The organism is Kitasatospora sp. NPDC088134 (assembly GCF_044741705.1).
Taxonomy (GTDB): Bacteria; Actinomycetota; Actinomycetes; order Streptomycetales; family Streptomycetaceae; genus Kitasatospora.
Window position 1 is genome coordinate 92,450 of record NZ_JBIUTD010000018.1, and the last position, 26,332, is coordinate 118,781.

The 26,332-nt window shown below is 74.4% G+C and carries 19 protein-coding genes; 14 read left to right on the forward strand and 5 right to left on the reverse strand.

Features of this window, described 5'->3' with window-relative positions; genetic code table 11:
• Nucleotides 1-157 precede the first annotated feature (157 nt).
• Nucleotides 158-796, reverse strand: a complete 639-nt coding sequence (locus tag ACIOHG_RS25485) for a hypothetical protein (RefSeq protein WP_400953962.1) — start codon at nt 794-796, stop codon at nt 158-160.
• A gap of 379 nt (nt 797-1,175) precedes the next feature.
• Entirely contained in the window at nt 1,176-3,374 is a 2,199-nt protein-coding gene (locus ACIOHG_RS25490; RefSeq protein WP_400953919.1) for a RecQ family ATP-dependent DNA helicase, read from the reverse strand.
• 206 nt (nt 3,375-3,580) lie between these two features.
• On the opposite strand from ACIOHG_RS25490, the gene ACIOHG_RS25495 reads away from it, so the two are divergent.
• Nucleotides 3,581-5,122, forward strand: coding sequence for a DUF4192 family protein (locus ACIOHG_RS25495; RefSeq protein ID WP_400953920.1), 1,542 nt, complete (start codon nt 3,581-3,583; stop codon nt 5,120-5,122).
• A 37-nt stretch (nt 5,123-5,159) separates the two neighbouring features.
• Here the strand turns inward: ACIOHG_RS25495 and ACIOHG_RS25500 are convergent, their stop codons facing one another.
• The gene (locus ACIOHG_RS25500; protein ID WP_400953921.1) at nt 5,160-6,473 is read right to left on the reverse strand and encodes an alpha/beta fold hydrolase; all 1,314 of its coding nucleotides are present in this window, start codon (nt 6,471-6,473) and stop codon (nt 5,160-5,162) included.
• 762 nt (nt 6,474-7,235) lie between these two features.
• On the opposite strand from ACIOHG_RS25500, the gene ACIOHG_RS25505 reads away from it, so the two are divergent.
• The 7 genes from ACIOHG_RS25505 to ACIOHG_RS25535 all read left to right on the forward strand — a co-directional run bounded on the left by ACIOHG_RS25505 (nt 7,236) and on the right by ACIOHG_RS25535 (nt 18,113).
• On the forward strand, nt 7,236-9,761 hold the full coding sequence (locus tag ACIOHG_RS25505) for a glycogen debranching N-terminal domain-containing protein (protein WP_400953922.1): 2,526 nt from the start codon (nt 7,236-7,238) through the stop codon (nt 9,759-9,761).
• A gap of 197 nt (nt 9,762-9,958) precedes the next feature.
• Nucleotides 9,959-10,717 carry an NUDIX domain-containing protein gene (locus ACIOHG_RS25510; protein WP_400953923.1) on the forward strand — a complete coding sequence of 253 codons (759 nt, stop codon included), beginning with the start codon at nt 9,959-9,961 and terminating at the stop codon, nt 10,715-10,717.
• 338 nt (nt 10,718-11,055) lie between these two features.
• Nucleotides 11,056-12,969: an ATP-binding cassette domain-containing protein gene (locus tag ACIOHG_RS25515; RefSeq protein ID WP_400953924.1), complete on the forward strand. Its 1,914-nt coding sequence runs from the start codon at nt 11,056-11,058 to the stop codon at nt 12,967-12,969.
• A complete protein-coding gene (locus tag ACIOHG_RS25520; protein WP_400953925.1) occupies nt 12,962-13,804 on the forward strand; it encodes a hypothetical protein in 843 nt (280 codons plus the stop codon). Before ACIOHG_RS25515 ends, ACIOHG_RS25520 begins: the two co-directional genes overlap by 8 nt.
• 334 nt (nt 13,805-14,138) lie before the next feature.
• Complete coding sequence (locus tag ACIOHG_RS25525; RefSeq protein WP_400953926.1) at nt 14,139-15,011, forward strand: FadR/GntR family transcriptional regulator; 873 nt, start codon at nt 14,139-14,141, stop codon at nt 15,009-15,011.
• 440 nt (nt 15,012-15,451) lie between these two features.
• Nucleotides 15,452-17,074 (forward strand): RNA polymerase sigma factor, encoded by a 1,623-nt coding sequence (locus ACIOHG_RS25530; RefSeq protein WP_400953927.1) that lies wholly within the window; start codon nt 15,452-15,454, stop codon nt 17,072-17,074.
• A 187-nt stretch (nt 17,075-17,261) separates the two neighbouring features.
• Nucleotides 17,262-18,113 carry a S1 family peptidase gene (locus ACIOHG_RS25535; protein ID WP_400953928.1) on the forward strand — a complete coding sequence of 284 codons (852 nt, stop codon included), beginning with the start codon at nt 17,262-17,264 and terminating at the stop codon, nt 18,111-18,113.
• A gap of 139 nt (nt 18,114-18,252) precedes the next feature.
• Here ACIOHG_RS25535 and ACIOHG_RS25540 read toward each other — a convergent pair whose 3' ends face one another.
• Nucleotides 18,253-18,483, reverse strand: coding sequence for a hypothetical protein (locus ACIOHG_RS25540; RefSeq protein ID WP_400953929.1), 231 nt, complete (start codon nt 18,481-18,483; stop codon nt 18,253-18,255).
• A 453-nt stretch (nt 18,484-18,936) separates the two neighbouring features.
• Between ACIOHG_RS25540 and ACIOHG_RS25545 the strand changes: the two genes are divergently transcribed.
• From ACIOHG_RS25545 to ACIOHG_RS25570, 6 genes are all read left to right on the forward strand, one after another.
• Entirely contained in the window at nt 18,937-21,084 is a 2,148-nt protein-coding gene (locus ACIOHG_RS25545; protein WP_400953963.1) for a type IIA DNA topoisomerase subunit B, read from the forward strand.
• A 139-nt stretch (nt 21,085-21,223) separates the two neighbouring features.
• Nucleotides 21,224-21,706 (forward strand): DUF1453 domain-containing protein, encoded by a 483-nt coding sequence (locus ACIOHG_RS25550; RefSeq protein WP_400953930.1) that lies wholly within the window; start codon nt 21,224-21,226, stop codon nt 21,704-21,706.
• 29 nt (nt 21,707-21,735) lie between these two features.
• Nucleotides 21,736-22,896, forward strand: a complete 1,161-nt coding sequence (locus ACIOHG_RS25555; RefSeq protein WP_400953931.1) for a sensor histidine kinase — start codon at nt 21,736-21,738, stop codon at nt 22,894-22,896.
• Between the two features lie 62 nt (nt 22,897-22,958).
• On the forward strand, nt 22,959-23,612 hold the full coding sequence (locus ACIOHG_RS25560; protein WP_400953964.1) for a response regulator: 654 nt from the start codon (nt 22,959-22,961) through the stop codon (nt 23,610-23,612).
• A 113-nt stretch (nt 23,613-23,725) separates the two neighbouring features.
• Complete coding sequence (locus ACIOHG_RS25565; protein ID WP_400953932.1) at nt 23,726-24,148, forward strand: DUF485 domain-containing protein; 423 nt, start codon at nt 23,726-23,728, stop codon at nt 24,146-24,148.
• Nucleotides 24,145-25,749 carry a cation acetate symporter gene (locus tag ACIOHG_RS25570; protein ID WP_400953933.1) on the forward strand — a complete coding sequence of 535 codons (1,605 nt, stop codon included), beginning with the start codon at nt 24,145-24,147 and terminating at the stop codon, nt 25,747-25,749. The genes ACIOHG_RS25565 and ACIOHG_RS25570 overlap by 4 nt, the downstream gene beginning before the upstream one ends.
• Nucleotides 25,750-25,829: 80 nt before the next feature.
• Here ACIOHG_RS25570 and ACIOHG_RS25575 read toward each other — a convergent pair whose 3' ends face one another.
• Nucleotides 25,830-26,186, reverse strand: a complete 357-nt coding sequence (locus ACIOHG_RS25575) for a response regulator (protein ID WP_400953965.1) — start codon at nt 26,184-26,186, stop codon at nt 25,830-25,832.
• Nucleotides 26,187-26,332 lie beyond the last annotated feature (146 nt).

Sequence of the window (26,332 nt, forward strand, 5' to 3'; positions counted from 1 at the left end):
TTCGGCTTCGGCCCCGGGCGCGCCGTCGGCCGGGGCGGGTCGTCGCCCGCTCCTCGGCGCACCCTGTTCGGTGCTCGGCGCGGGAACCGTCTTCGGCGGGGCTTCCTCCGGGTGCCGGCGGTCGCCCAGTGGCCGGCCGGCGGTCGGTCGCCCGTGGTCAGCGGGCGGCGGCGCGGCGGGCCGGACGGCTCTCCAGGGTGTTCTCCAGCGCGCGGATCGCGCTCAGCGAGGTGACCGGGGCGATCGGCGGCTGCTCGGCCGTCTGCGGAGCGACCGGTGTCGGTCGGGCGTCGGCCGGGACGCGCGGCGGCAGTTCGGTGACGGTGCGGACCGGCCCGGCGGCCCAGGACCCCGAGTGCGGGTTGCGCCCGCGTCGGCCGTCGCCGAGGGACCGCCAGCCGACCGGGGTGAGCGTCAGGTACGAGCCGTAGCGCAGCCCGTGCAGTTCGGCGGCGGCGCGCAGCGCCCACATCCAGGCGCCGTCCTGCTCGGTCCAGCCCGGGCCGCCCTCTCGGCAGCGCAGCAGGACGGCGGTGCGGCTCGGCACCGGGCGCTTCAGGTCGTGCGGGGTGATCCGCCGGAGCTGGCCGAGCAGGGTGTTCCGGTGGTCCCAGCCGTCGCTGAGCTGCGGACGCGCCCCGAAGGAGGCGGACGCCACCACCCGGTGCTCGGGGTCGAGCACCGCGACCACCGTGGTGCCGGGCTGCGGCAGGTGTCGCTGGTGGAGCTCGGTGACGAACTCGCGCGGTGCGCGGAGCAGCGGGACGTCGAGGTCGACCCACTCCTGCAGGGTGATGCTCCGCGTGCTGTCGCACCGGGAAGGACCTCGGTCGTTGCCGTTGATCACGATCCTCCTTCCCGGGCCCGTGCCCCCAGGGGCGAGCGGGCGTACGCCGAAGGCCGGGTCCGACGGACCGGGCGCTGTGGATGCTCCTCAATTCTCAGGTGAGACCTGCCCGACCGGCAATGATGAAATGACGAGCAGGGCCCGAAAGTCGCGCTTATGCCGGATATGTTCCCCTTCTTCGACAGGGCCGATCGGCTGACGCGAGGTGATCGATCGGTGAGTTCGATGGAACTTTCAGGTGAACCAGACGGATCTTCCGGGTGCCGCGCAGCCGGCTTCCGGCCCGGGCGCCTGACTCCCGCCGAGCGGCCCGGAACCTGAGGGTCCGTCACCCCCGGACGGCCAGCACGAGCGGCAGGACCGCGCTGGCGCCCGCCTGGCGGAGCAGCCGGGCCGCCACCGTCAGCGTCCAGCCGGAATCCACCAGGTCGTCCACCAGCAGGACCGGCCCCGGGGCGGCGGCGAGCGCGTCGGCCAGACCGGGGGAGAGGGCCAGTGCCCCGGCGACCGAACGCAGCCGCTGCGCGCTGTTGGAGCGCGGCCCGTGCGGGGGCTCCCCGGTCGCGTACTCGACCCGGCCGAGCAGGGGCATCCGGCCGATCGAGGCCAGACCGCCGGCCAGGTCGGACACCAGTTGCGGGCGGGTGGCGGAGTCGAGCCCGACCACCCCGACGGGCCGGTCGAGCCGGTTGCCGTCCGGCCCCGCCGGGCCGGCCCAGCCGCCGGGGCCGCGGGCCCAGTCGGCCACCACGCCCACCATCGCGTCCAGGACCTCGCGCGGCAGCGGGCCGTCCGGCGCGCGTTCGTCGAGGAGCGTCCGGAGCCGGCCGCCCCAGCCGATGTCGGACAGGCGGCCCAGCGCCCGGCCCGGCTCGGCCTGCTGGTCGGCGGGAATCCGGCCCTTCAGCGGGACGCCGAGGGACTCCATGCCGGTCGGCCACATCCGCCGGGTCTCGAACGAGACGCCGGGGCGGCCGAGGGCGGCCCGGGCCGCGTCCAGCGCCTCGTTCGAGACCTCGGCCGAGTGCCGGGGCGGGGTGCAGCGGTCGCACCGCCCGCAGGGGGCCGCCTCGGGATCGTCGAGCTGGCTGCGCAGGAACTCCATCCGGCAGCCCCCGGTGGCGACGTAGTCGCGCATCGCCTGCTGCTCGGCCTCGCGGGCCCGGGCGACCTTCGCGTACCGCTCGGCGTCGTAGCGCCACGGCAGGCCGGTGGACTCCCAGCCGCCGCGCACCCGGCGGACGGCGCCGTCGACGTCCAGCACCTTGAGCATGGTCTCCAGCCGGGTGCGGCGGAGGTCGACCGAAGTCTCCAGCGCGGCGGTGGAGAGCGGGCGGCCCGCTTCGGCGAGGGCGTCCAGGGTCCGGCGGACCTGCTCCTCGGCGGGGAAGCCGATCGAGGCGAAGTAGCGCCAGATCGCCTCGTCCTCCCGGCCGGGCAGCAGGAGCACCTCGGCCCGGTCCACCCCGCGGCCGGCCCGGCCGACCTGCTGGTAGTAGGCGATCGGCGAGCTGGGGGAGCCGAGGTGGACCACGAAGCCGAGATCCGGCTTGTCGAAGCCCATCCCCAGCGCGGAGGTGGCCACCAGCGCCTTGACCCGGTTCTCCAGCAGCGCGGTCTCCGCCTCCCGGCGTTCCGCGTCCTCCGTCCGCCCCGAGTAGGAGGCCACCGGGTAGCCGCGTCCGCGCAGGAACTCGGTGACCTCCTCGGCCGCCGCCACCGTGAGGGTGTAGACGATGCCCGAGCCCGGGAGGTCGGCCAGGTGGTCGGCGAGCCAGGCCAGGCGGTGCGCCGGGTCCGGCAGCGGGAGGACCGCCAGGCTGAGGCTCTCGCGGTCCAGCGGGCCGCGCAGCACCAGAGCCTGCTCCTCGCCCGCGCCGGTGCCGAGCTGCTCCGCGACGTCCGCCGTGACCCGGGCGTTCGCGGTCGCCGTGGTCGCCAGCACCGGGACGCCGGGGGAGAGGTCGGCGAGCATGGTGCGCAGCCGCCGGTAGTCGGGCCGGAAGTCGTGGCCCCAGTCGGAGATGCAGTGGGCCTCGTCCACCACCAGCAGGCCGGTGGAGGCGGCGAGCTTGGGCAGGACGTTGTCCCGGAAGTCCGGGTTGTTCAGCCGCTCCGGGCTGACCAGCAGCACGTCGACCCGGCCGTCGGCGACCTCCTGCTGGATCTCCGCCCACTCCTCGGGGTTGGCCGAGTTGATCGTCCGGGCCCGGATGCCCGCCCGGGCGGCCGAGTCGACCTGATTGCGCATCAGCGCGAGCAGCGGCGAGACGATCACGGTGGGTCCGGCGCCGCGTTCGCGGAGCAGCGCCGTGGAGATGAAGTAGACGGCCGACTTGCCCCAGCCGGTGCGCTGCACCACCAGGGCGCGGCGGCTGTCGACCACCAGTGCCTCGATGGCCTTCCACTGGTCCTCCCGCAGGGTGGCGGACGGGCCGGCGAGGTCGCGCAGCACGGCTTCCGCGGCGGCCCGGACGGCGTCGCGGTCGGCGGGGGTGCTCGGATGGGGTTCGCGCGTCTGCTGCATGGAGTCATGGATACCGTGCCGCACGGACGGACCGCGAATGCCGGGCTGTGGACAACCTGGCGCAAATCATTTGATAGGCCATCAAATATGCCTCAGTGCCCCGGAAATTAGGCCATTGGAGGGAGGAGATGCTGAACCCCCCGATTTATCCACAGGCTCGGACAAATTTCGGCGAACCGGCCCGCTGAGGGTCCACGCTGTGCGACATGACCGCAGACGACCGCACCACCACACCCGTTCCGCGCCCCGGCCGCCTCCCGGTCCGGCTGCGCGGCCCCGCCGACATGGCGGAGATGCTCCCCTACCTGCTGGGCTTCTTCCCCGACGACAGCATCGTCGCGGTGGGCCTGCAGGGCCCCGGCCTCGACCAGGGCGGTGTGATCCGCGTCGACATCCCGGACGATCCGGGCTGCTGGGAGCGGACCGCCGAGGACTGCGCCCGGCTGCTGATCGAGCTCTCCGAGCAGCGCGAGCGCCGCCCCGCCCAAGTCCTGCTGTACCTGTGCCGAGATCCCGCCGACGCCCGGGCCCCCGGGTCCGCGCGTGCCGTCCTGAACGGCCTCCGGCCCCTGGCCGCCGCGCTCACCAAGGCCTTCCAGGCCGAGCAGGTGGTCGTCAAGGAGGCGCTGTGCGTCTCCGAGGGCCGCTGGTGGTCCTTCCTGTGCACCGGGGTCGACTGCTGTCCGCCGGACGGCACCCAGGTCCGGGAGGCCCACCACCCCAGCCCGCTCGCCGCGGCGGCCACCTTCGCCGGGTTCGCCCCGCGCGGCAGCCGCAAGGCGATCGTGGCCGGCCTGGCCCCGGTCGGGCCACCGATGTCCGAGGTGCAGCGCGGCGCCCTGGAGGACGTCGGGCCGCCGTTCATCCGGGAGCTGGCCGCCCCCGGCGGCCGTGGTGCCGCGGTCGAACGGACCGCAGCGCTGCTCGCCGAGGCCACGGCCGAGTTCCGGGCCGGGGCCCGCGAGCTCGACGCCGCCCGTACCGCCCGGATCCTGGTCGGCCTGCAGGACAAGCTCGGCCGGGACCGGGCCGCCGAGTACGCCGAACCGGACGAACTGGTCGCGGCCCAGCGCCTGTGGAAGTTCCTCGTCCGCCGCTGCGTCGACCCGTTCGAACACCTCGCCGCCCCGCCGATGACACTGCTGGCCTGGACGTCCTGGCTGGCCGGGGACTCCGCCACGGCGCGGATCGTGCTGGCCCGCGCACTGGAGCTGGAACCGGGCTACACCCTGGCCCAACTCCTCTACGAGTCCCTGAACTCGGGCATCGACCCGGAGGCCCTGCTCCGGGTGGTCCGGCGCGAGCGCACCGCCAGGCTGCGCGAACCGGCGGACACGGCACCGGAACCGGGCCCGGACGCGGAACCGAACGCGGCACCGGAGCCGGGCCCGTCGCACCGGCCCGGTCCCGTGCCGCCCGGAACGGAACCGGCAGCGTCCACCGTCGACGACCCCGACCCAGCGGCGGCGACGGGTCGGTCCGACAGACCCGGCTCCGGTGCCGAGGAGCACCGCAGGAGCGACCGGCGCGACGGCGAGCACCACGGGGACGGCGGCCGCGGGGCCGAACACCCCGAGCCGTGCGGGGACGACTCCGGTACCGCGGGCCGTCCGGACAGCGGCAGCCCGACCGCCCGCGCCGACGGGCCGTCAGACCCGGGGCACAGCACCGCCCACGGGCACCGGGTGCGCATCCGCCGGGCCGGACGGCCAGGCGTGCACCGACACCAGCACACCCACGGAGGCTGACATGCGCATCCTCGACCCACGATCGCCCGGCAGGTGCCTAGACCTCGCCGCGCGCCATCCGGATCAGCCGGTCCAGCACCGCGCGGCCGCTGACCCGAACCCCGTCGTGCTCCCACTCGTTGGTGACCCACACCCGCGTCCCGGCCACCGCGTCCGCCGTCTCCAGCGAGTGCGCCGTGTCCACGTACATGTCGTCGTGGTACACCGCCGCGTACACCGGCACCCGGTTCGCCGCCAGGTGCGCCGGGTCGTACAGGTCGGGCCAGTCGGTGCGCTCGGCCAGCAGCTGCGCCGTCTCGCGCAGCGGGCGCAGCGCCGGGTCGGTCTCGAACAGCCAGGGGTAGATCATCTCGCCGGTGAACAGCACCGGGCGGTCCTCGGCCAGGGCCGCCTCGGCGTCGAACTCGGGGAACTCGGCGCGCAGCCGCTCCGCCGACCAGTTGGTGGCCCCGGCGTCGACCGAGCGCTGCCCGTAGATCGACTCGTGCAGGACGGCGAACAGCGGGTTCTGCGCGAAGGAGAGGTGCGCCTGCACCCCGGCCAGGAAGGAGTCGGAGAGCTCCGGCCCGTCCACGCCCTCCACCCAGGCCTCCTCCAGCAGGTAGTGCAGCACGTAGGAGCCGCTGCCGCTGCCCAGCATCAGGCCCAGCGCCTGGAAGGCCCGGACGGTCAGCAGCCCGCCGTCCGGCAGGGTCGCGGGCCGGTCCAGCAGATGCGCCGCGATTCGCCGTACCGCCGCCACGTCCTGGGGGAAGCGCGCGTAGTGCCCGGCGTTCTTGCGGGCGACCCTCGGGTAGGCCGCGCGGTAGACCTCGTCCGCCGATCGGCGCAGGCCGGCCAGCCCGCCGGTGACGAACGCCTCGCGCAGGTGCTCGGGGGCCAGCGAGAGGTAGGCCAGGGTGCAGAAGCCGCCGAAGCTCTGCCCCAACAGGCTCCACCGGCCCGCCTCGCCCAGCAGCTGACGTCGGATCAGCTCGGCGTCCCGGACGATCGAGTCGGCGCGGAAGAGCGCGAGGTAGTCGGCCTGCGCGCGGGCGTCGCCGCGCCGGGCCAGGGTCTGCCGGGTGGCGGGGGTGGAGCGGCCGGTGCCGCGCTGGTCCAGCAGCAGCACCCGGTAGTCGTCGAGCGCCCGGTCCAGCCAACCGTCCCGGCCCAGCGGCCGGTTGGCCTTGCCGCCCGGCCCGCCCTGCAGGTACACCAACCACGGAAGCTGCTCGTCCTCGCGGCCGGCGGCCACCACCTCGCGGGCGTAGACCTCGATCGACTCGCCCTCCGGAGCGCTGTGGTCCAGCGGCACCCGGAAGACGTGGTCGGTGGTGACGATCCCGGGGATGCGGCCGAGGGCGGACATGCGACTCCTTGGTACTGGCTGATCACAAGCTGGTCGCGCCGGTGTCCGCCGGGGTCACCGGTGCGTCCGCCGTCGCCCCCGCACCGTATCCTGACCGCGGACAGGAGCCGCCGGGGGGCGTCCGCCACCCACGGAGAACCCCAGGCGGTCCCACGACGGAGCGGGCACCCCGGGTGCCGGTCGCGGACGGCCGACGGAGCGTCGGCTCGCGGCCGGGTCCGACCGGACGCCCGCCCGCCAGGCGTGACCTGGGGCAGGTGTGGTGCGTTCAACCTGCGGAACGCCGCCACCCGAACCGGCACCGTCGGGCCCGCAACGGCCCGGTCGACGGTGTCGGGCACCGGTCACGCGTCGTTCGACCCGGTACCGCCGGAGCTCGAACGGCATCGGCGTCCCGACCCGGGCAGCGCCCCGGCCGGGGCGGACCACCGGCGAGCCGGTTCCACCCGCGTCGGAGCCGCGTGTTCCGGCGGCAGAGCAGCACAGTCCGCGATCGAGCACGCTCGCGGCCGGTCAGGCCCGCAGCAGCCGACCGGTCGAGGGGAGGAGAGCCCGGTGACCGACTCAAGGCCACCCCACGCAGCGTCTCGGCCGCTGCCCACCGACCCGCCCGCCCCCGGAGGCGCCGCCGTGCCCGCCGGAGCGCCGGCTCCCACCGGGCCGCCGCGCCCCGTCGATCCCCTGCCCCTCCACCGGGCCACGCCGCCGTACGGCACGACCGTCGGACCCGGCCCCACTCCAGGAACGGCCGGTACGGCTCACATGGTTCCCGACCCCCCGTCAGTTCCCCCGCAGCCGTACGGAACCCCGGGGAACACGCCCCCGTACGGCACTCCGTACGGCAGCACCCCGCCCTACGGCACGCCCGCCGCCGGTGCTCCCTACGGCGGCCCGGGCGCCACGCCGCCCCACGGCACCCCGGCCCACGGCACGGCCGTGCGTCCGGCCCCCGGCTACCCGCCCGGCGCCCGGGTGGTCGGCGCACCTCGGGGCGACCACCCGGTACCGCCCGGAGCGGCTCCGGGCACGCCGCTCGGTGCGCCCGCCGTCCGGTCCGAGCAGGTGGCCGGTGCGCCCGCCGCCGGCCAGGCCCGGCAGCCGGCCCCGGCGGCGGTGCCGCGGCCGCAGCCGTCCGCGGCGCACGACGTGCTGTGCGTGAACGCGCCGGGCATGGCCTCCTCCGGCCCCGACGGCCAGCTGCGCGGCCACGGCCTGCACGGCTTCTTCCGGCACGGCGTGCGAGCGCTGGCCCGGATGGAACTGCGGATCGGCGGTGTCGAGCCGCTGCCGCTCCAGGGCACCCTGACGTCCGCCGCCGCGGCCCGCTTCGTCGGCTCGGTCCGGGTCCCGGGTGACCTCGACCCGGACCCGGCGCTGACGGTCGAACGGCTCCGGCACGCCGACGGCGCCGAGACGGTGACGGTCCGGAACACGGGCGCCCGCCCGGCCCGGCTCCCCCTGGAGATCGCCCTCGGCACCGACCTCGGCGTGCTCACCGACATCGCGGCCGGTCGGCGCTCGCCGGACCTGCCCGGCCAGGTCCAGTCCTCCGGCCTGCGCTGGGTCGGCCAGGGCCGGGCCGCCACCGTCGCCGCCCGCCCCTCGCCGCACGCGGTGCTGGCCGGCGCGGGCGTGCTCCGCTGGGACTTGGAGATCCAACCGGGTTCCCGGTGGTCGGTCGACCTCCGGGTGGAGCTGGAGGTCCCGCCGACGGGTCGTCCGCCGACGGGCCGCGGCCCAGGCGTCCCGCTGCCCTGGTCCGAACCCGAAGTCCGGGCCGACGACCCCAGGGCCGCCCGCCTGGTCTCCCGGGCGCTCGACTCGATGGCCGGCCTGCTGCTCGCCGACGCTGACCGTCCGACCGATCTGTACACCGCCTCCGGCGCTCCCTGGCGCTTCGGCCTCACCGCCGCCGACGCCCTCTGGGCCGCCCGGATGACGCTGCCGCTGGGCACCCGCCTCGCGGTCGGCACCCTCCGGGCGGTGGCCCGCCGCCAGCACCTCGCCACCGCCCAAGCCACCGCCCAACCGGCCGCCGCGGCTGCGACAGCCAGACCGGCCGACCCCGCGACCTCGACTGACGGCCCGTCACCCGCAGAGGGCGTCGGGACGGCGGTCGGCCCCGGGAGCGCTCCGGGTCCGACCGCGGGCGGCCCCGGCCCGGAGAGCGGGGCGGCGGCGCAGGCGATGGACGGGGTGATCCCGGGCCCGCTGCGGCACGGCGGCCCCGAACTGCCGACCAGCTGCACCGCGACGGAGGCGACCCTGCTGTTCGTCACCGTCCTGGCGGAGGCGTGGCGTTGGGGCATGCCCCGGGCCGAGGTCGCCGAACTGCTGCCGACGGCGGAGCGCGCCCTCGGCGCGCTGCGTGCCGCGGTGGCGGACGGGCCCGAGGGGCCGGTCGGGTTCGTCACCGACTTCGGACGGTCCGCGGAGGAACGGGCCGCACGCCCCGGTCCGGCCAGGTGTGAGGTCCAGGCGCAGGCGCACCGGGCCGCGCTCCAAGGGGCGGACCTGCTGGAGGCCTTCGACCGCCCCGGTGCCGCGCGGTGGCGCGACTGGGCCGCTGACCTGCGGGAACGGTTCCGCGAGCAGTTCTGGCTCGACGACCTGTCCGGTGGCCGCCCGGCCGCCGCCCTGCTGGCCCCGGACCGCCCGGTCCCGGCCGTCGCCTCCACCCTGGTGCACCTCTTCGACGTGGGGCTCGCCGCGGAGGGAGAACTGCACGAGGGCCTGCTGGACCGCGAGCAGACCCGACTGCTCGCCCAGCGACTGGTCACCCCCGAGCTCGACTGCGGCTGGGGATTGCGGACGCTGAGCGCGAAGTCGCCGCGCTTCAACCCGCTCGGCCACCGCAGCGGCGCGGTCCGGGTCCAGGAGACCGCCCTCGCGGTGAGCGGACTGGTGGACGCGGGCTTCGAACGCGAGGCCGAGATACTGCTGGAAGGGCTGCTGGAGGCGTCCGCGCACTTCGAGGGCCGCCTGCCGGAGATGTACGCGGGCGAGCAGAAGGTCGCCGGCTGCCCGCCGGTGCCGCACCCGGCGGCCTGCCGCCCGGCCGCGATGTCCGCGGCCGCCGCGGTGCACCTGGTCCTCTCGCTGGCGGGCGTCCGTCCGGACGCCCCCTCCGGACGGGTGGTCACCCGCCCCGCCAGCACCGCGCCCCTCGGGGCCCTCGAACTGACCGGCCTGCGCGTGGCCGGCGAGCCGTTCTCGGTCCGGGTCAGCCGGATCGGTGTCGCGGTCGTGGAGGAGGCCCCGTCGTTCCTGCAGCTCGCCTCCGGCTGAGGCCCGGCCGGAAGCGTGCTCGGAGCCGGGACCGAGGAGCAGGGGTGGAGGTGCCGTCCGGAGGGTGGCCGGGTTCGACCACGGCACCGTTGTGACGGGGGCGGTGGGGCTGATGGGGCAGGTGGAAGCACCGGGGACGGAAGGGGCGGGGCCGGTGGTCTGTGATTATCGTCAGAGAGACGACTAAGATCGACGCCATGTCGCGTTATGACCCGTCGGCCTTCCCTCCGTTCGCAGTCACGGTTGACCTCGTGGTGCTGACGGTCCGCGACCATGAGCTGTGCGCGCTGCTGGTGAAGCGCGGCGAGGCGCCGTTCCAGGGCTACTGGGCGCTGCCGGGCGGGTTCGTGCGGCCCGACGAAGGGCTGGGCGAGGCGGCCTCCCGGGAACTGGCCGAGGAGACGGGGCTACGGGCGCAGTCCTTCCCGGGCCGGGGCGCGGCCGAACCGACCCCGGCCGGGGCGCACCTGGAACAACTGGGCACCTACGGCCACCCGCAGCGGGACCCTCGGATGCGGGTGGTCAGCGTCGCGCACCTGGTCCTCGCCCCCGACCTGCCCTCGCCGCGCGCGGGCGGCGACGCCAGCAGCGCCCGGTGGGCACCGGTCCGCGAACTGCTCGGCGAGGAGCGCAATGACGGCGTGCTGCTCGCGTTCGACCACGGCCAGATCCTGGCCGACGGCGTGGAACGGGCCCGGTCGAAGATCGAGTACTCCTCGCTGGCCACGGCCTTCTGCCCGCCGGAGTTCACCGTCGGCGAGCTGCGCCGGGTGTACGAGGCGGTCTGGGGCGTGGCGCTCGACCCGCGGAACTTCCACCGCAAGGTCACCGGCACCCCGGGCTTCCTGCTCCCCTCCGGCGGCACGACGACCCGTCAGGGCGGCCGTCCCGCCCAGCTGTTCACGGCGGGCGGCGCGACCGTCCTGAACCCGCCGATGCTGCGCCCTGACGCCTGAAGTCTGACGCCTGAAGTCTGACGCCTGAAGTCTGAACCGCCTGGGCCCGGCGCGGGTGCCGGAGCCTCCGGGGCGCGGTGTCCGCCGGTGGTGGCGGCCGGGGCCGGAGCGAGTGCGACACGCAGGGCGCGGCAGGCGCGTTGCCGCCCAAGGGTGGTGACGTTCCGTCAGTTCGGCGTCAGTGCCGCAGGAGCGCTGTCCCCTGATCGGGTGAGGTCGGCGCTAATACCGCTCACGACCCATCCGGAATGCCTGGTTTCGCCGCTTCCGCGTCCTACTGTGCAGGCTCGGGACGGGCGGGCACGCCGGTCCTTCGGCGGGCGAGCGAACGGGCGGCGATGATCCAGATCACCGGACTGACCAAGGCGTACCGGCGGGGGAGTCCCCCGGCGGTACTGGACCTGACGTTCGACGTCCGACCGGGGATGGTCACCGCGCTGCTGGGGGACGAGGGGGCCGGCAAGTCCACCGCGCTGCGGCTGATGGTGGAGCTGGAGCGCGGCCTGGGCGTCACCCTCTTCGACGGGCGCACGTACCGGCGGATCGGACGTCCCGAGCGCGAGATCGGCGTGCTGCTGCCCACCGCCCGGCCGGAGGCGGGCCACCCGGGCATGCGGGCCGGGGCGCACCTGCGGATGCTGGCCGGTGCGGTCGGCGTCCCGGCCGGGCGGGCCGACGACCTGCTGGAGCAGACCCGACTCGCGGCGGTCGCCGACCATCGGATCGGAACCTTCTCCCCGGGCATGCACCGCCGGCTCGCACTGGCCGCCGCACTGCTCGGTTCCCCCGCCACCCTGCTGCTGGACGATCCGACCGAGGGGCTCTCCCCGCGCAGCGAGGAGTGGTTCCACGGCTTCCTGCGCTCCTTCGCGGTGGCGGGCGGCACCGTCCTGATGACCACCCGCAGCCCGGAGGAGGCCGCGGAGCTCGCCGACCGGGTGATCACCCTGGAGACCGGTCGGCTGATCGCCGACCAGCCGGTCGCGGAGTTCCGGCGGACCAGGGTGCACCCCGAAGTCCAGGTCCGCGGTCCGCAGATGGCCCGCCTGGCCGACTTGCTGGTGACCCAGGGCGCGCACGTCCGGCGGGACGGCGGAGCCGGTCTCACGGTGAGCGGCATCGGCCGCACCGAGATCGGCGAACTCGCCTACCGCAACGGCATCCTGCTGCACGAACTGGCCGACCGGACGACGCGCCGTTCGGCCGGGTACCCGTCCGGCCTGCCCGCCGGGTCGGGCCGCTCCGGTCAGGTGACGATCCGGACGGCCCGGCAGCACCCCGACGGACAGCCGCCGCACACCGAGCCGGTTCCTGCCCCCGCCCCCGCCTCTGCCTCCGCCCACGTCGCACCGCCGCGCGCAGCCGAAGGCCGCCCGGTCGGATCGGGCAGCTCGGGTGGGCCGGGCGGATTGGGCGGACCGGAGCCGGAGCGCTCACTCGACCACCGCGGCCTCCAGGTGGGCCGCAGGGCCACTGCGGCGCTCGCCCCGGACCCGGCGGTGTCGTCGGCCCCGGCCCCGGCCTCGGCCCCGGCTTCGACGCCCGCCCCTTCGCGCTCGGTTGCTCCACAGGCCACCGCCGCGCCCGCCCCGGACCCGTCGGCTTCGGCAAGTCCGGGCGCTCCGGCGGTCCCGCCCCCGATGGTTGGGGCAACTGCCGTGCCGCGCAGTGCGGTTGCTTCGGACCCGGTGGTGTCGCCGGGTCCGGCCGGTCGGGCGGTCCCGGCGCCCTCCGGGTCGCACGCGACTGCTGCGCGGTCTGGTGCCCCGTCAGGTCGGGGGCCCGCTGTCGACCTGGTCCGGCGAACTCCCCGCGGTGCTTCCGCGCTCGGTCGGTCGCCCCGGCCGGTGAACGCCCCGTCGCCCACCCGCGCCCCGGCCGCCCCCGAGCGGGTGCCGCTGCCGGACGCCGGTGGCCGGGCGCGCCGGACCGTCCCGGCCCCGGGGGCGGTCGACGTCGAGCACCTGGCCGCCAACCCCACCGACGCGGAACTGCTGGCCCCCGCCCGGGTCGGCGGGAGCGGCGCGGTCGGCACGGTCGGCACGGGGGCAGGCCGCCCCGCCCGCCCCGCCCCCGTACCGCAGATGCCGGTGGCGACACTGGTGTCGATGCCGGTGGCGACGGCGACCCGCGCCCGCCCGGTCGACAGCACCGAACTGCGCCCGGCCGCCCCGCCCGGTGGCGGCGGGCCGGCGGAACCGAGGAACGCGGCGCGCCCCGGCGCCGGCGGCAACGAGAACGGGAGTGAGTGAGACCGTGCGGGTGGTGCTGAGTGAGGTGCGTCGGCTGCGCGGAGTGCGCTCCACGTGGTGGGTGGTCGCGGCGGCGCTGCTGCTGAACGCGGCCGTGGCGGTGCTCGCGGCGCGCCGCGCCGCGGAAGGGGAGTGGGCGGTGCGGGCGTTGGCGGCGGTGGTGCCGTGGCTGCCGCTGCCGATCACCGCGCTGGCGGCGGCAGTGCTCGGCGCGCTGGCGTACGGCCACGAGATGCGCTGGCCGGGCCTGGTCGCCGGCCGGGTCGCGCTGCGCCGCCGGCTGGGCGCGCTGACCGCGAAGCTGCTGGTGGTCGGCGCGGCCGCCGTGGTGCTGGCGGTGCTCTCGCTGGCGGTGAACGCCCTCGCGGTCCGGTTCGCGCTGCCGGCCGGCGCGGACGCCTCGACGGTCCTCGCCCTCCCGCATCCGGCGGACCTGTGGCACCCGTCCCGGCTGCTGCGGCCCGGCGGACCGTTCGGGGCCGGCGGTGCCGGGCGCACGCTGTCGGCGTTCCCGGTGCTGGCGGTGGCCGGCGGCTGGACGGGCCTGCTGCTCACCTCGGTGGTCCGCAGCGCCGTCGTGGGCGTCCTGCTGACGGGTGCGCTGCCCGCCCTGCTGGAGCCGACGGCCGGCCTGCTGCTGCACCACTGGGGCCTCAACTGGCCGGTCTGGGTACGGGAGTTGCTGCCGTTCTCGTACGGCCTGGAGCTGTTCCGCGACGGCGCGGACCGGACGGCCGGCGCGCTGGACGGCACGGTGGCCGCGGCGCTGCTGCTCCCGGCCGCCGCGCTGGTGTTGACCGCGCTGTTGGCCCAGTTCCGCCGCCGCGCCCTCTGAAGCCCTCTGAAGCTCCCTGAAGCGGTCCGAAGGTCCGCCGGTCCCGGGCGCGTCCGGAACGGCGGCCCCGGAAGAGCGGTGACGGCATGTCAGTCGCTCCGGCCGCTCCGGCCGCGGAGAACCACCGGCATCCGGAACCGGCATTCGGAACCGGCGCCCGGAGGCGGAGACGGAAGCGGGGTCGAGGGCGCCCGAGAGAAAAGCGGATCGGATGACCGATATGCACCTTTCCTGCTGATAAGAAGTCAATTATCCAGGCACGGCCGATCACCCTTTCGTGTGCTTTTCAGGAGAATGCTCAAGGCGGGTTCGCCGATCGCCGACAAAGGAGGGCGTGAGTACCCTTGCGCACCCCACCGTGACCGCCGCTCGCCAGGCCGAGTCGATCTCCGCCTCCGAGTTGGACCGTTTCCCGTACGCCGACCGCCCGACCCCGCCCGCGCCCCGCTGGGAGGGGGCCGAGAACGAGCTCGGCCGTCCCGGTCGGAAGACCACCAGCAGCCGTGGCCGCGGCCTGCACGGCCAGTTGGTCCAGCAGCTCGGCCAGATGATCGTCTCCGGCGACCTGGGCGCCGACCGCCCGCTGGTGCCGGAGGAGATCGGCCAGCGCTTCGAGGTCTCCCGCACCGTGGTGCGCGAGTCGCTCCGGGTGCTGGAGGCGAAGGGCCTGGTCTCGGCCCGTCCGAACGTCGGCACCCGGGTCCGCCCGGTGAGCGACTGGAACCTGCTCGACCCGGACATCATCGAGTGGCGCGCGTTCGGCCCGCAGCGGGACGAGCAGCGCCGCGAACTGTTCGAACTGCGCTGGGCGATCGAGCCGCTGGCCGCCCGCCTCGCGGCCGGCCACGGCCGGGAGGACGTCCAGCACCGCTTGGTCGAGCTGACCGAGATCATGAGCCACGCCGGCAGCCAGGGGGACCTGGTCAGCTACTCCCGTGCCGACGCCGAACTGCACGCCCTGGCCCTGCAGATGGCCGGCAACCGGATGCTGGAGCACCTGTCCGGGATCGTCTCCGGCGCGCTCCAGGTCTCCGGCGGCTCCGGCACCACCTGCGAGCGCCCGTCCGACTCGGCGGTCAGCCTGCACGTCCGGCTGGTCGACGCCCTCGGTACCGGTGACGGCACCGCCGCCGAGGCCGCCGTCCGCGCGCTGCTCACCGTCCACCCGGACATCGAGCACGCCGTCCCCGCCCCGCGCGAGCACTGAGCGGTCCGACCCCGACCGCCGCTCCGACCGGATGGCCCTTCCGCTGCCCACGCGCGCGCAGCCGAGGGGCCATCGGCGTACCGGCCCGGACCACACAGGAACGCCGGAGCGCCGCAGCACCACAGCACCCCAGCGCCGGAGCGCCGGAGCACCGCAGCGCCGAGAAGCCGCCCGCAGGGCCCGCGGATAGGCCGCCCGGGGCAGCCCGTACCGGCCGACGGGTGGTGTGACGGGCGCCACGACGGGCATGCGTAACACTTGAGGAGCGGCAGCGATGTGTACGGAGCGGAAGCAGCTCCGGAATAACCACCACGAGTCAGATGGCTGTGTTGGTCCGCGACGCTGTCGCCGTCCTGCAGACCCCGGTCACGGTCCACCCACCCGAGCAGTCGGGTGATCCGGTGCGGGTTCGTGTCCACTCATCGTCCGAGAGGTTGTTCGTGTCGGCCAGCACATCCCGTTCCCTTCCCCCCGAGATCGCCGAGTCCGCGGCACTGCTGGCGCTCATCGAGCGGGGCAAGGCCCAGGGGCAGATCGCCGGTGACGACGTGCGCCACGCGTTCGAGGCGGACCAGATCCCGGTCACCAAGTGGAAGAACGTCATGCGCAGCCTCAATCAGGTGCTGATCGAGGAGGGGGTGGAGCTCATGGTGAGCGCGGCCGAGCCGGCCGGCGCCAAGCGCAAGAGCGTCGCGGCCAAGAGCACCACCAAGCGCACCGCGGCCAAGGCGGTCACCACCCGCACGCCGGTCGCCCAGACCAAGCCCCCGGTGCGGATCGCCCCCGCGGCGACCCCGGCCCCGTCGGTGCTGGCCGCCGCGGTGTCCACCACCGAGGTCACCGTCGTCGAGACCATCGAGGTCGCCGAGGCCCGCGCCGCCGTCAAGCGGGTGGCCGCCCCGGCGAAGAAGGCGGTGGCCAAGAAGGCCGCCGCCCCGGCCAAGAAGACCGCCGCCAAGAAGACCGCCGCGGCCGGCAAGCCCGCGGGCAAGGCCGGCGACGAGGACGCGATCGGCGAGGAGGAGCTCCTCGAGGACGTGGCCCTGCCCGGTGACGGCAAGGAGGGCGAGGCCGAGGAGGAGACCGACCAGGGCTTCGTGCTCTCGGACGACGACGAGGACGACGCCCCGGCCCAGCAGGTCGCCGTGGCCGGTGCCACCGCCGACCCGGTCAAGGACTACCTCAAGCAGATCGGCAAGGTCCCGCTGCTCAACGCCGAGCAGGAGGTCGAGCTCGCCAAGCGGATCGAGGCCGGCCTGTTCGCCGAGGACAAGCTGAGCCAGGCCGACAAGCTCGCCCCGAAGCTCAAGCGCGAGCTGGAGATCATCGCCGAGGACGGCCGCCGCGCCAAGAACCACCTGCTGGAGGCCAACCTCCGCCTGGTGGTCTCGCTGGCCAAGCGCTACACCGGCCGCGGCATGCTGTTCCTGGACCTGATCCAGGAGGGCAACCTGGGCCTGATCCGCGCGGTCGAGAAGTTCGACTACACCAAGGGCTACAAGTTCTCGACCTACGCGACCTGGTGGATCCGGCAGGCGATCACCCGCGCCATGGCCGACCAGGCCCGCACCATCCGTATCCCGGTGCACATGGTCGAGGTCATCAACAAGCTCGCCCGCGTGCAGCGCCAGATGCTCCAGGACCTGGGCCGCGAGCCCACCCCGGAGGAGCTGGCCAAGGAACTCGACATGACCCCCGAGAAGGTCATCGAGGTCCAGAAGTACGGCCGCGAGCCGATCTCGCTGCACACCCCCCTCGGCGAGGACGGCGACAGCGAGTTCGGTGACCTGATCGAGGACTCCGAGGCGGTCGTCCCGGCCGACGCGGTCTCCTTCACCCTGCTCCAGGAGCAGCTGCACTCGGTGCTCGACACCCTGTCCGAGCGCGAGGCGGGCGTGGTCTCGATGCGCTTCGGTCTGACGGACGGTCAGCCGAAGACGCTGGACGAGATCGGCAAGGTCTACGGCGTGACGCGCGAGCGCATCCGCCAGATCGAGTCGAAGACCATGTCGAAGCTGCGCCACCCGTCCCGCTCCCAGGTGCTGCGCGACTACCTGGACTGACGGTCCGTCACGCGAACGGGCCCCTCCACCGCTCGGTGGAGGGGCCCGTTCGCGTGTCCGGGCATCGCCCGATGGAGTGGCGGGCGGCGGGGGTTCGGACACGCATGGTGAGTGGGTGACTACGCTGGGCCGGTTGTCGCATTTTGTGCGGAACGCTCGTCGGCCCGCCGAACCCCCTGGAGAACCGGTGCCCCACCTGGACACGTACGCGCCTCGGCTCCGCCGCCGGGCGGTCGCACTCCTCGCGCTGGCGGCGCTGCCCGCCCCGCTGATCGCGCTCGGCGCGGCCGCGCCGGCCGAGGCGCAGCGGCGGATCATCGGCGGGACGGAGACCAGCACCTCCGACCACCCGTGGATGGTGGCGCTGTCCAGCCGGCAGCAGTTCGGCTCGGCCCGCTCCGGCCAGTTCTGCGGCGGGGCGCTGATCAGTCCGACCAAGGTGGTGACGGCGGCGCACTGCTTCTACGACGAGAACACCGCCCGCCCCACCGACCGGCCCGGGCTGCGGGCGATCGTCGGCCGGGACGACCTGCGCGGGACGGCCGGCCGCGAGGTCGCGGTGCGCGGGGTGTGGATCGACCCGGGCTACAGCTTCACCGCCAACACCCGGGACGTCGCGGTGCTGACGCTGGCCGAGCCGCAGACCAACCGGCCGGTGCTGGAGATGGTCGGCCCGGGCGAGACCGAGCCGTACGCGCCGGGCACCGCCTCGACGGTGTACGGCTGGGGGGACACCCGCGGCAACGGCAGCTACTCGAACACGCTGCGCCGGGTCACGGTGCCGATCGTCTCGGACGCGGTCTGCGCGCACGCCTACCCGGGCGGCCTGGACAGCGCCTACGACGCGCGCAGCATGGTGTGCGCGGGCGAGCAGCGCGGCGGGCGGGACGCCTGCCAGGGCGACAGCGGCGGCCCGCTGCTGGTGGCCGGGCGGCTGGCCGGGCTGGTGTCCTGGGGCGCGGGCTGCGCCGAGGCCGAGCACCCCGGGGTGTACACCCGGGTCTCCGCGGTGGTGGAGTCGGTGCGCAGCGTGATGTGAGCCGACGCCGAAAGCCGAGAAGCCCGAACGCCGTGGGCCGGGCCCCGGTGACAGCGGCCGGGAACGCCACGGCCGGGTGGCCCGCCGCGAAGGGCGGGCCACCCGGCCGTTCAGGCAGCTCGGTGGCCGAGGGCGAGCGTCAGTGCTCGCCCTCCGCGGCCGTGGCCGTGGTGCCGGAGAGGCGGTCGCTCTCGTCGTGTATCTCGACGGCGATCTTCTTGAGCTCGGGCTCGAACTTACGCCCGTGGTGGGCGCAGAACAGCAGCTCTCCACCGCTGGAGAGGACGACGCGCAGGTAGGCCTGAGCGCCGCACCGGTCGCAGCGGTCTGCCGCGGTGAGCGGGCTCGCAGGGGTCAGAACAGTAGTCACGTCGCCTCTTCTCTAGCTCGACGAGCTGTGTACCAGGATCAACATCCAACCAGGTCGAATTCGTTCCCGCTCGTGGCTTTTCTCTTTGAGGATTCTGCTGTCTCGTTGATGAAGGACGTGCCCCGGGCGCCGGTGGTTCATGCGTACCGGTTCCCACGACCCGCCCATCACCTCGAACGCCCGATCGGGTCGGGGTGCGAGGTCCGCGTAGCATAATCCTCCGCCGGGTTGGAGCATAAGCCCCGACCCGAACCCTGTTTGACCGCATCGCAGCAGCTCCGCAGCCCTTCCCGGCCGCCCGGACCCGTCAGGGCCCGTGGTGTCGGCAGGAGATGGGAGGCTGGGGCCCGCGGGCGCGGCGGGGGTCGTGTTCGCGCAGCGCGTACAAGGGGTGCGGACCTCGACGGCCCGGATCTCAGTTGCTGAGAGCATGCGGGGGTGTCCGTCAACGTCATGGGTGTCCGTCAGCGTCATGGAGGAGTGCAGAGCGTGAGTGGAGAAAAGACCGTGCCGTCCTCGCTGGTGGCCGGCGAGGGCGGTTCCGACTACACCGCGCGGCACCTGCTCGTCCTGGAGGGCCTGGAGGCGGTCCGCAAGCGCCCCGGCATGTACATCGGGTCGACCGACAGCCGCGGCCTGATGCACTGCCTGTGGGAGATCATCGACAACGCGGTGGACGAGGCCCTGGGCGGGCACTGCGACCACATCGAGGTGCTGCTGCACCAGGACGGGTCGGTCGAGGTCCGGGACAACGGGCGCGGCATCCCGGTCGACGTGGAGCCGAAGACCGGCCTGTCCGGCGTCGAGGTGGTGATGACCAAGCTGCACGCGGGCGGCAAGTTCGGCGGCGGTTCGTACGCGGCCTCCGGCGGCCTGCACGGCGTCGGCGCCTCGGTGGTCAACGCACTGTCCGCCCGGCTGGACGTGGAGGTGGACCGCTCCGGCACGGTGCACGCGATCAGCTTCCGGCGCGGCACCCCCGGCGTGTACGCCGGCGAGGGCCCGGACGCGACGTTCGAGCCCGGCAGCGGCATGACCAAGAAGGGCAAGGCCCCGCGCGGCCGGACCGGCACCCGCATCCGCTACTGGGCGGACCGGCAGATCTTCCTCAAGGACGCCCGGCTGTCGCTGGAGTCGCTGCACAGCCGGGCCCGGCAGACCGCCTTCCTGGTCCCCGGCCTGACCATCGTGGTCCGCGACGAGCGGCTCACCGAGAGCGACAAGCCCGAGGTCGAGACCTTCCGCTTCGACGGCGGCATCAGCGAGTTCTGCGAGTTCCTGGCCCCCGACCGCCCGGTCTCCGACGTGCTCCGGCTGCGCGGCGAGGGCACCTTCAAGGAGACCGTCCCGGTCCTCGACGAGCTCGGCCACATGACGCCCACCGAGGTCACCCGCGAGCTCGGGGTGGACATCGCGCTGCGCTGGGGCGCCGGCTACGACACCACCCAGCGCTCCTTCGTCAACATCATCGCCACCCCCAAGGGCGGCACCCACGTCACCGGCTTCGAGCGGCAGCTCGCCAAGACCGTCAACGAGGCGCTGCGGGCCGCCAAGCTGCTCCGGGTCGCCGAGGACGACATCACCAAGGACGACGCGCAGGAGGGCCTGACCGCGGTCATCACCGTCCGGCTCGCCGAGCCGCAGTTCGAGGGCCAGACCAAGGAGGTGCTGGGCACCTCGGCGGCCAACCGGATCGTCGCGGCGGTGGTCGCCAAGGAGCTGAAGGCCTTCCTGAGCTCGACCAAGAAGGACGAGAAGCTGCAGGCCCGGGCGGTGCTGGAGAAGGTCGTCGCGGCGGCCCGGACCAGGGTCGCGGCCCGGCAGCACAAGGAGGCGCAGCGCCGGAAGACCGCGCTGGAGACCTCCTCGCTGCCCGCGAAGCTGGCCGACTGCCGCAGCGACGACGTGGACCGCAGCGAACTGTTCATCGTCGAGGGCGACTCCGCGCTCGGCACCGCCAAGCTGGCCCGGAACTCCGAGTTCCAGGCGCTGCTGCCGATCCGCGGCAAGATCCTGAACGTCCAGAAGGCCTCGGTGAGCGACATGCTCAAGAACGCCGAGTGCGCGTCGATCATCCAGGTGATAGGAGCGGGCTCCGGCCGGACCTTCGACATCGACCAGGCGCGCTACGGCAAGGTCATCTTCATGGCCGACGCCGACGTCGACGGCTCGCACATCCGCACCCTGCTGCTGACGCTGTTCCACCGCTACATGCGGCCGATGGTCGAGCAGGGCCGGGTGTTCGCCGCAGTGCCGCCGCTGCACCGGATCGAGCTGACCAACCCCAAGCGCGGCCAGGAGAAGTACCACTACACCTACTCGGACGCCGAACTGCGGCGCACCCTGCTGGAGTTCCAGGGCAAGAACCTGCGCTGGAAGGACCCGATCCAGCGCTACAAGGGCCTCGGCGAGATGGACGCCGACCAGCTGGCCGAGACCACCATGGACCCGCGGCACCGCATCCTGCGCCGGATCAACCTGGGCGACCTGGAGTCCGCGGAGAAGACCTTCGACCTGCTGATGGGCAACGACGTCGCCCCCCGCCGGGAGTTCATCGTCGACTCGGCGGCCACCCTGGACCGGTCCCGGATCGACGCCTGAGCAGGACGCGGTGAGGGGCTCTCCACCCGGGGGTGGAGAGCCCCTCGGCGTCCGGTTCAACCCGCGCTCCGAGGAAGACTCGGGCGGCGCTCCGTAGCGTGGTGGACGTCGAGGAAACCCCGCCCGGAAGGCACCCGAAATGACCGCCCTGTCCAACGTCCTGATCGCCGTCGCCGTGATCGTCCTGGTGGTGGGCCGGCAGTTGCGGGCCCGCCGGCTGGACACCGAACGCCGGTTCTGGCTGCTGCCGCTGGTGCTGGCCGCCGTCGCGCTGCGCGACCCGGTGCTGATCGACCCCGCGCACCAGGTGACCGCCGCCGTCCTGGTGGCCGGCTCGCTGCTCACCACCGTCGGCATGGGCTGCGCCTGGGGCTGGACCATGCGGCTCTGGCGCGACGCGGACGGCGCGCTGTGGACCCAGGGGTCGACCGCCACCGTGTTCGCCTGGGTCGGTGCGATCCTGGTCCGGGCCGCCTGGTACGGGGTCGGCTCGGCGCTGCACGTCCACCAGTCCAGCAGCGTGCTGATGCTCTCGCTGGCGCTGCTGCTGCTGGTCCGCTCGACCACGGTGGCCTGGCGGGCCCGGCAGCTGGACGACAAGCGGCACGGCCTGGCCGCCTGACGGCCCGTAGACCCGAGGAGGACCGGCGGGTGAGCACGCTGGAACGCTGGACCCGCTGGCCCGCCGGTGACGTCCCGGTCCGGGAGCACGGCTCCCGGGCCCGGACGGTGCTGTCGTTCTTCGGCCGGGCCGCGATGCTGGGCGCGGTGCTGTCCGGCACCTACGCCGAACGGCACTACGGCGGCTGGCAGGTGCTGATCCCGCTCGGCTGGATCGCGGCCGCCGCCGCGCTGTTCACCGGCTGGTACGTCTCCTGCAGGGCGCAGCGGCTGTGGCCCGCGATGGCCTGCGCGGCCGGGCTGCTGGTGTACGCCGGGCTGGCCCACGAGGGCGGGGCACGGACGCTGGCCGCGGTGATCTGGTGCGGCCTCGCGGTGCTCGCGGTGATCCGGCTGCCGCTGGCCGCCGGAGTGCTCACCGCCGGTGCGGCGCTGGGCAGTTACGGGTTCGGCTCGAACGACTCGCTGCTGGTGCTGCTGGCCGTCGCGGGCGGCCTGGGCCTGCTCGGCTGGCTGCTCCGGCTGGACGGCCAGGCCCGGTCCGCGCAGCGCGCCCTGCTGGCCGAGGAGCGGGCCGCGCAGGCCGCCCGGGCGGAGAGCGCGGCGCTGGCCGAACGGGCCAGGATCGCCCGGGAGATCCACGACGTGCTGGCGCACAGCCTCTCCGCGCAGCTGGTGCACCTGGAGGCGGCCCGGCTGATGCTGGACGCCGGCGCGGACCGGGCCGAGGTCCGGGAGCGGATCGTCTCGGCCCGGCGGATGGCCCAGGACGGCCTGGTGGAGACCCGGCAGGCGCTGTCCGCGCTGCGCGGCGAGTTCGCCCCGGTCGCCGAGTTCGTCGCGGAGCTGGCCGCGCAGTCCGCGGCCGAGCTGACCGTGGACGGAGTGCCCCGGCCGGTCCCGGCCGAGCCCGGACTGGCGGTCCGCCGCACCGCGCAGGAGGCGCTCACCAACGCCCGCAAGCACGCCCCCGGCGGCCGGGTCGAGGTCCGACTCGCCTACCTGGACGGGGCGGTGGAGCTGACGGTGCGCAACTCCGGGGCGCCGCGCGGGGCGGACCCGGTGCTGGGCGACAGCGGGAACGGGTACGGTCTGCTCGGGATGCGCGAACGCGCGGAACTGCTCGGCGGCGAACTGCTGGCGGGCCCCGAGGACGGAGGGTGGCGCGTGCTGCTGCGGGTGCCGACGTGACGGGCGAGCCGGTCCGGGTGGTGGTCGCCGACGACCAGACCGTGGTCCGGGAGGGCATCGTGATGCTGCTCGGCCTGCTGCCGGGGATCACGGTGGTCGGCTCGGCGGCGGACGGCGAGGAGGCGCTCCGGCTGGTCGCCGAACACGCCCCCGACGTGGTGCTGATGGACCTGCGGATGCCGCGCTGCGACGGCGTGGAGGCGACCCGCCGGGTCCGGGCCGAGCACCCCGGCACCGAGGTGGTGGTGCTCACCACCTACGCCGACGACGACTCGCTGTTCTCCGCCCTGCAGGCCGGGGCGCGCGGCTTCCTGACCAAGGACGCCGGCGCGGAGGAGATCGCCCGGGCCGTCGTGGACGTCCGCTCGGGTGCGGCCGGGCTCTCCCCGCAGGTCCAACTCCGGCTGCTGGAACGGCTCTCCGGTACGCCCGCAGCCGTCCCCGCCGCCCCGGAAGCCCCGGTCGGGCCGGCCCCGGCGCCCGCGCCCGCGCCGTTCCAACGGCCGCCGCTGCCGGACGGGTTGACCCAGCGGGAGGCCGAGGTGCTGGCGTTGATCGCGGCCGGCCTGTCCAACGCGGAGATCGCCGGAAGGCTGTTCGTCAGCCCCGCGACGGTGAAGACGCACATCAACAACCTGTTCGCCAAGACGGCGGTGCGGGACCGGGCGCAGGCCGTGGCGTACGCCTTCAAGCATGGAATTTCGGACGGTTCGTAAACCGACCTTGTTGTCGCCGGTTCGGGTGAACGTATCTGCACGGGTTTCGTGGTGTGGTTTGTGACACTCCATCATGGTTCGGTCGGAGTGACCGGAATGATGAGGTGTCGGCAGTGGCCCAGCAGGAACGAATCCGGTGGGCCGCGGCCGCCCGGCCCCGGACGGTGGCGCAGCGGCGGGCGGCCGACCCGCCGGCCCCACCGGCCCCGCCCGCGGAGCGCGCCGGGCGCGAGGTCTACCGCAGCGTCCAGGACAGCGAGGCCTTCCAGGAGATCCGGCGCGGCTACCGCTCGTTCGTCTTCCCGGCCAGCGCCGGGTTCCTGGCCTGGTACCTGCTCTTCGTGGCGGCCCAGGCGTTCGCCCCGGAGCTGATGCGGCACCGGATCGCCGGGCCGCTCAACCTGGCTTGGCTGCTCGGCCTCGGCCAGTTCGTCTCCACCTTCCTGCTCACCTGGCTCTACGCCCGCAACGCCCGCACCAAGCGCGACCGAGCAGCCCTCGAACTGCGCTGGGACACCCAGGACCAACTGCGATGACTCCACACCCCAGCCACGGTCTCGCGGTGGCGCTGTTCGCCGTCGTCGTCGCCGTCACCCTGATCATCACCGTCTGGGTCGGCCGCCGCGGCCACGCCGCGGAGGACTTCTACGCCGGCGGCCGCGACTTCTCGCCGCTCCAGAACGGCTTCGCCCTCTCCGGCGACTACCTCTCCGCCGCCTCCTTCCTCGGCGTCACCGGCCTGATCGCGCTCTACGGCTACGACGGCGTGCTCTACAGCATCGGCTTCCTGGTCGCCTGGCTGGTCGTGCTGATGCTGGTCTCCGAACTCGTCCGCAACGCCGGCCGCTACACCCTGGCCGACGTGCTGGCGCTGCGGATGCGCCAGCGCCCGGTCCGGGCCGCCGCCGGGCTCGCCTCGATGGTCGTCACGCTGATGTACCTGATCGCGCAGATGGTCGGGGCCGGCAGCCTGGTCGCCCTGCTGCTCGGCACCGACAGCGGCGCCGCCAAGGCATGGACCATCGTCGCGGTCGGCGGCCTGATGATCGTCTACGTCACGGTCGGCGGGATGCGTGCCACCACCTGGATCCAGATCGTCAAGGCCTTCCTGCTGGTGGCCGGTTCGGTGCTGCTCACGGTGCTGGTGATGGCCCGCTTCCACGGCGACTTCGGCGCGCTGATGAACGCCGCCGCGCAGCACAGCGGCGTCGGCCGGAAGTACCTGGAGCCCGGCCTCAAGTACGGGTCCAGCCCGATCAGCCGGCTGGACTTCGTCAGCCTCGGCCTGGCGCTGGTGCTCGGCACCGCGGGCCTGCCGCACATCCTCAGCCGGTTCTACACCGTGCCGACCGCGCGGGCCGCCCGGCGCTCCACGATGTGGGCGATCGGCCTGATCGGCTGCTTCTACCTGATGGCGATCGTGCTCGGCCTCGGGGCCGGCGCGCTGGTCGGCTCCAAGGCGGTCAAGGCGGCCAACTCGGCGGGCAACACCGCCGTTCCGCTGCTCGCCCTCGACCTGGGCGGCGGGCCGGACTCCACCTGGGGCCTGCTGCTGTTCGCGGTGATCTCGGCGATCGCCTTCGCCACCATCCTCGCCGTGGTGGCCGGGCTCACCCTGGCCTCCTCCGCGGCCTTCGCCCACGACCTCTACGCGCGGGCCTGGCGGCGCCCCGAGGAGCGGCAGGTCTCCGAGCGCGAGGAGGTGATCGCGGCCCGGATCTCCGCCGTGGTGATCGGCGGACTCGCCGTCGTGCTCAGCCTGTTCGCGCAGAAGCTGAACGTGGCCTTCCTGGTCGGCCTGGCCTTCGCGGTGGCCGCCTCGGCCAACCTGCCGACCCTGCTGTACTCGCTGTTCTGGAAGCGCTTCACCACCCGCGGCGCGGTCTGGTCGGTCTACGGCGGCCTGGTCCCCGCAGTGCTGCTGGTGGTGTTCTCGCCGGTGGTCTCCGGCGCGAGGACCTCGATGCTGCCCGGCCTGGACTTCCACTGGTTCCCGCTGGAGAACCCGGGCCTGGTCTCGATCCCGCTCGGCTTCCTGGCCGGCTGGCTGGGCACCGTGCTGGACCGGGAGAGCCCCGACGAGGACGGCTTCGCCGAACTGGAGGTGCGCGCCCTGACCGGCGCGGGCGCGGCCTGACCGGTCGCGCGGACGGGGGGCCGGGGCCGCCCGGGGTGCCTCGCGCGCCCCGGGCGGCGGCCCGCCGGAGCCGGGCGGGGTCAGGCGGGGCGGTCGCCCCCGAGCCAGAAGTCGATGGTGCTGCCGAGCACCGTCCGGAACAGTTCGAAGTTCAGCGGTTTGAAGATGTAGCTGTCCGCCCCGGCCGCGTAGCAGGCCTCGACCTCCGCGGGCGAGGTCGAGGAGGTGAAGACCACCACCGGCAGCCCGGCCAGTTCCGGGCGGCCGCGCAGGTCGCCGAGCAGCTGGTGGCCGTTGTAGCCGGGCAGGTTGAGGTCGAGCAGCACCAGCAGCGGGCGCTCCGCCGCCGGGTCGACCAGCCGGTCCGGGACGCGCTCCGGCCGGTCGGCGAACTCCAGTCGGACCAGCGGGTGCGAGCGGCCGAGCGCCCGCGCCATCGCCTCGATGTCCTCCTCGGAGTCCTCCACCACGAGGACCAGTCCCTCGACCGTCGCCGTCACGCCGCTCCCCGCTTCCCGTTCCCGCCCGCCCCGGCGTGCGGATCCTGCTCCGGCCGCTCGCCCGGCCGGTGTCCCGATTCGCT

Bases quoted from the DNA above. Each gene is read 5' to 3' on its own strand.
- ACIOHG_RS25570 (WP_400953933.1), top strand. From the start codon at position 24,145: ATGACTCCACACCCCAGCCACGGTCTCGCGGTGGCGCTGTTCGCCGTC.
- ACIOHG_RS25515 (WP_400953924.1), top strand. From the start codon at position 11,056: ATGATCCAGATCACCGGACTGACCAAGGCGTACCGGCGGGGGAGTCCC.
- ACIOHG_RS25510 (WP_400953923.1), top strand. From the start codon at position 9,959: ATGTCGCGTTATGACCCGTCGGCCTTCCCTCCGTTCGCAGTCACGGTT.
- ACIOHG_RS25575 (WP_400953965.1), bottom strand. From the start codon at position 26,186: ATGGCGCGGGCGCTCGGCCGCTCGCACCCGCTGGTCCGACTGGAGTTC.
- ACIOHG_RS25505 (WP_400953922.1), top strand. From the start codon at position 7,236: ATGGTTCCCGACCCCCCGTCAGTTCCCCCGCAGCCGTACGGAACCCCG.
- ACIOHG_RS25495 (WP_400953920.1), top strand. From the start codon at position 3,581: ATGACCGCAGACGACCGCACCACCACACCCGTTCCGCGCCCCGGCCGC.
- ACIOHG_RS25545 (WP_400953963.1), top strand. From the start codon at position 18,937: ATGGGTGTCCGTCAGCGTCATGGAGGAGTGCAGAGCGTGAGTGGAGAA.
- ACIOHG_RS25500 (WP_400953921.1), bottom strand. From the start codon at position 6,473: ATGTCCGCCCTCGGCCGCATCCCCGGGATCGTCACCACCGACCACGTC.
- ACIOHG_RS25490 (WP_400953919.1), bottom strand. From the start codon at position 3,374: ATGCAGCAGACGCGCGAACCCCATCCGAGCACCCCCGCCGACCGCGAC.
- ACIOHG_RS25560 (WP_400953964.1), top strand. From the start codon at position 22,959: ATGCTGCTCGGCCTGCTGCCGGGGATCACGGTGGTCGGCTCGGCGGCG.
- ACIOHG_RS25550 (WP_400953930.1), top strand. From the start codon at position 21,224: ATGACCGCCCTGTCCAACGTCCTGATCGCCGTCGCCGTGATCGTCCTG.